Here is a 4,334-nt window from a genome sequence, read left to right on the forward strand (position 1 = left end):
CGACCGTGTCGACGAGTTGGCCGATGTGCTTGTAGCGACCTCGCACGCTATTCATGCCGAACCGGAACTGAATTTCGAGGAACATGTCGCTCATGGCTTACTGACCGACGTCTTGGCCGAGCAGGGCCTGCCGGTGGTGCGTGGCGCCTACGGCCTCGATACCGCCTTTGAGGCTGATGCCGGGACCGAGGGACCCCGGTTGGCGGTGCTGTGTGAATACGACGCATTGCCCGGTATCGGGCACGCCTGCGGGCACAACGTGATCGCCACGGCTGGCCTGGGTGCCGGCCTCGCAGCGGCAGCGGTGGCGGACGACATGGGAGGCCGGGTCCGGATCCTCGGCACGCCGGCCGAGGAGGGTGGCGGTGGCAAGGTCATCATGGCGGACCGCGGTGCCTTTGAGGACGTGGAGGCGGCGATGATGGTTCACCCCGCCGACGCCGACCTGGAGAACATCACCAGCTTGGCAATTCAGCAGGCACAGGTCGTCTACGAGGGTCGGGCAGCCCACGCTGCGGCGGCTCCCGAACAGGGGCTGAACGCCTTGGACGCGATGGTCCTGGGCTATGTGAACGTGGCTGCCTTGCGGCAACACATTGCCCCTACCGAACGGATCCACGGGATCTTCAACGAGTCCGGCGACAAGGCGAACATCGTCCCTCGGCGGACCACTGCCACCTGGTACGTCCGATCGCCGAATCGAGCGGGTGTAAGGGCTCTCAAGGAACGTTTGACGGCTTGCCTGGAGTCGGGTGCGGCGGCGGCTGGGTGCACGGTCCAAGTCGACTGGAACCCTGTGACCTACGACGAGGTGGTCGACAACCGAGTTCTTTTGGATCGCTACGTGGCCAACGCCGCCCTGTTCGGTCGAGACGTCCAGCCCACGATCACCCATCAGGTGGTGGGGAGTACCGACATGGGCAACGTGAGTTATCTGGTGCCGGGCATCCATCCCATGATCAAGGTGGCGCCCCACGGCACGGCCATCCACACTGAGGACTTCGCCCGTTACGCGGCTCTCGAGGAGGCGGATCGGGCTGTCGTCGAGGGTGCCAAGGCAATGGCGTTGACCATGGTGGATTGCTGGGCCGACCCGGCTGTCCTGGACGCCGCCCGTACGGAGTTCATCGCCATAGAGACCTGATGGGTGATTCGGGTGTCCGCGCTGGTGGACGACCCGCGACATAGGTTCGGCCCTCGTGACAACGTACCCCTCAGAGGATTTCAGCACCGCCGAAGCTGATGTCCTCCGTCGCTATTTCACGAACCTAGACCAGCCGGTCTTCGCTCTGGTCAACCTGCCCGAGGTGGTGAAAGGTGCTCTTTTCGCCCGGTATTCCCGTTCCGACAAGAGTCTTCGGCGACTGTTCCTGGAGGAGTTCGTCGGGGAGCTAGACGTCTCTGGCGACGAGAGCATCGACGCCACCGTTGGACTTCGTCGGGCCGAAGAACTCTACGACAGGGTCTTCTTCGAATACGGCGACGACAGCGTGGCCCAGTTAGGGGGCGTGCACCTGGCCTGTGAACAGGCCTCCAACATACTCACCAAGATCCTCGAATGGGGTCGGCTCATGGCCTATCTCGAGCAGTCCACTCGATACATCGCGTACGACTCACGGCTCGGAGGACGATTTCGCTACTACCGGGACCCGGAAGTCCTGTCCTCGGCGCTGGGAGCCCGATACATCTCGGACATGGACCGTCTGTTCGAGGTCTATGCCGACCTGGTTCGAGACATGACTGACCATTTCCGCAGCCGAGTGCCGAAGTCCGAAGGCGACTCCGACTTCATCTACCGCCAGGCCGTAGCCGCCAAGGCATTCGACGCGGTCCGCGGCGTGCTTCCAGCGGCCTCGCTGTCAAACGTAGGGATCTACGGAACCGGACAGGCTTACGAAGCCCTCCTGGTCCGGATGCGGGCCCACCCTCTACCCGAAGCTCGCAGCTACGCCGAGATGATCCTCAGCGAACTACGCAAGGTGATCCCGTCCTTCCTCAAGCGGGTGGACCTCCCGGACCGAGGGGAGGAGGCAGGCCGCTACGGAGCGGACATCCGAGAGCGCTTGGAGGACTTGGCCGAGGGCCTGTTCGCCGACGGCGACCCGGTGGCCGGCTCCCCGGTCGTGGATCTCACCGACTTTGACCCGGATGGCGAAGTGAAACTGGTAGCCGCCGCCCTCTACCCAGTTACCAATCGCTCCGACCGGGAGGTGGAGGCCAAAGTTCGGGGGATGAGCGTAGAGGAGCGCCTATCAGTGCTTCGGGCCTTTGTGGGAGACCGGAAAAACCGCCGTCACCGCCCGGGGCGGGCCCTAGAGCGTCCAACGTACCGATTCGACATCCTTTCCGACTATGGCGCCTTCCGGGACCTGCAGCGACACAGGATGCTGACCCTGGACTGGCAGCGCCTCTGCTGTGACCACGGTTTCGTCCGCCCGCCGGAGGTGGACGAGGCTGGCGTAGGAGCCCGATTCGACGCCGCTATGGAGCGGTCCCACGACCTACACGAAGCCCTCCGGGAACCCTTCCCGGAGCAGGCGCCATACGCCGTCTCGCTGGCTTACCGAGTCCGCTACCTGATGCACATGAACGCCCGCGAAGCCATGCACGTCCTAGAACTGCGCTCCACTCCACAGGGCCATCCTGCCTACCGACAGATCGCCCAGCAGATGCATCGACTCATTGCTGACGAAGCCGGCCACCACGCCGTCGCCGAGATGATGTCGTACGTGGATCACACCACCGAGCCGGAACTTGAACGGCTGGAGGCCGAGCGCCGAGCCGAACAGAAGCGCCTAGCCCTCGGTAACACCTGACTAGGACGCCCAAGTGGCGTGAAAGGGTCGGGAAGGTGTCTATGATCCCGCCGCGACCTTCCGAGTGCCGTGTCTGAGGATCTGATGAGCGACGACCTACCCGATGAGCTGACCGACGAGATGACCGACGAGGGGTTCTCCGGCGATCCGGCGGAAGATGATATCGAGGGTGGCGAGCTCGAGGAGGCAGCGCTGGAGGACGGCGACGCAGAAGAGCCGTTCGAGGACGGAGAAGCCGGCGCCGATGAGGATGAGGATGAGGATGAGGATGAGGTCGGGGCGCGTCCCGCCGATGCGGCTGGAGACGAGGAGGAAGACGAGCCCGATCCTGACGAGGTAGAGGCGGACCTCGACGCCATCCTGAAGGACAGGATCGCCGCCAGCGACGACGACGAAGAGGAAGAAGAAGAAGGAGCGCCCCCGAAGGCGCCGTCTCCTGCCGGCCTGGTTGAACGGCAGGAGACGGAGATTCACTGCCCTCACTGTTTCCTGCTCGTCCAGGCCAAGACGGTGGCCGAGATGGGCGAGTGCGGTCATTGCGGAGGACCGATCTCCTAAGCGGAGGCCGACGCTGATGGAGGAGTCCGCCCGCCAGGCCGTCCCCTCCGACCTGGCGGTACTTTCCTCACTGGCTGTGGCGGCCCGGCACGAGCTGCAGGACAAGAAGGGTGGGGACGTCGCAGATCGGCTGGATCCGCACCGGGACGATCCCAGTGCCCGAATGGCCGCGGCCCTCGAGGATCCAGGGACAGTGGTGCTGGTAGGGGCGTTGGATGAGGCGGTGGTCGGGTACGGCCTCATGGTGGTGGGAACGGCACCTGACGGGACCGGTCATGCCGTAGTGGAAGAGGTCTACGTTGACCCGCCGGCCCGGTCGGTGGGAGTAGGAGAGGCGTTGTTGGACGGTCTTCTTTCTGCAGCCCGGGAACGCGGAGCCCGAGCCATCCAGTCGGTGGCCCTTCCCGGCGACCGGGCAACGAAGAACTTCTTTGAGACACACGGGATGGTGGCCCGGTCGATCATGGTGCACCGCTGGCTCGACGACCGGTGAGTGTCGGGCGACCGGAACTGTGCGTCGGAGCCGTGGCCATAGACGGCGACCACCTACTGCTAGTTCGACGGGGTACCAGTCCCGGGCAGGGCCAGTGGTCTCTTCCCGGTGGACGGGTAGAGGCGGGAGAAGCCATGGTGGCCGCGGTGGTCAGGGAGTTTCGAGAAGAAACTGGCCTGGTGGCGGTCTGCGGTCCGATGATTGGCTGGGTGGAGCAGATGTCGGCCGAGCATCACTTCGTGATCGTGGACTTCGAGGTAACCGTCTTGGATGACGACCCTCCGGTGTCCGGCTCAGATGCCGACGAAGCGGCGTGGTTCCCCCTGGCAGACGTAAGTGGCCTGAAACTGGTTGATGGCCTGGGGTCATTTCTCGCCGAGCACGAACTGGTTCCCGATTTCCTTCTCCCGCTGGACGGCTGACCCTTCCTGGGCGAGGTAGGTGGTCAGCGGCCGGCCCATCGTGGT

5 protein-coding genes are annotated in these 4,334 nt (G+C 64.4%); all 5 read left to right on the forward strand.

The features are described from left to right. Window positions 1–1,144, forward strand: a 1,144-nt coding sequence (locus tag MK181_10710; GenBank protein MCH2420270.1) for a M20 family metallopeptidase, incomplete at its 5' end; no start/stop codon positions are given. A gap of 55 nt (window positions 1,145–1,199) precedes the next feature. Continuing rightward, window positions 1,200–2,816, forward strand: coding sequence for an FAD-dependent thymidylate synthase (locus MK181_10715; GenBank protein ID MCH2420271.1), 1,617 nt, complete (start codon window positions 1,200–1,202; stop codon window positions 2,814–2,816). A gap of 69 nt (window positions 2,817–2,885) precedes the next feature. Then, complete coding sequence (locus tag MK181_10720; protein MCH2420272.1) at window positions 2,886–3,374, forward strand: hypothetical protein; 489 nt, start codon at window positions 2,886–2,888, stop codon at window positions 3,372–3,374. 16 nt (window positions 3,375–3,390) lie between these two features. Further along, window positions 3,391–3,867 (forward strand): GNAT family N-acetyltransferase, encoded by a 477-nt coding sequence (locus MK181_10725; protein MCH2420273.1) that lies wholly within the window; start codon window positions 3,391–3,393, stop codon window positions 3,865–3,867. Further along, window positions 3,864–4,289 (forward strand): NUDIX domain-containing protein, encoded by a 426-nt coding sequence (locus MK181_10730; protein MCH2420274.1) that lies wholly within the window; start codon window positions 3,864–3,866, stop codon window positions 4,287–4,289. The genes MK181_10725 and MK181_10730 overlap by 4 nt, the downstream gene beginning before the upstream one ends. The last annotated feature ends 45 nt before the right edge of the window (window positions 4,290–4,334 follow it).

It is taken from the genome of Acidimicrobiales bacterium, from assembly GCA_022452035.1.
GTDB lineage: Bacteria > Actinomycetota > Acidimicrobiia > Acidimicrobiales > MedAcidi-G1 > UBA9410.